This is a genomic window from Stenotrophomonas sp. SrG (genome assembly GCF_050031795.1).
GTDB classification, from domain to species: domain Bacteria; phylum Pseudomonadota; class Gammaproteobacteria; order Xanthomonadales; family Xanthomonadaceae; genus Stenotrophomonas; species Stenotrophomonas rhizophila_A.
In genome coordinates, this window is sequence record NZ_JBNBBE010001728.1 from 1 (window position 1) to 230 (window position 230).

Consider the following 230-nt stretch of genomic DNA (forward strand, 5'->3'; position numbering starts at 1 on the left):
TTGCTGGACCTGCGCAACAACGGTGGAGGTTCGCTGGATGAAGCCATCGAGCTGACCGGCCTGTTCATCGAACAGGGCCCGGTGGTGCCGGTGCGCGAATCCGGTGGCCGCGTCACGGTCAACAACGACCGCAGCGAAGCCGTGGCGTGGGATGGCGCGCTGGCCGTGCTGATCAACCGCGGTTCGGCCTCGGCCTCGGACATTTTCGCCGGTGCCATCCAGGATTACGG

Annotated in this window: 1 protein-coding gene; it reads left to right on the forward strand. The window is 66.1% G+C overall.

Annotation, left to right across the window (positions count from 1 at the left end; all coding sequences use genetic code 11):
• Positions 1-230, forward strand: a 230-nt coding sequence (locus ACQG3P_RS25175; RefSeq protein WP_426806564.1) for a S41 family peptidase, incomplete at both ends; no start/stop codon positions are given.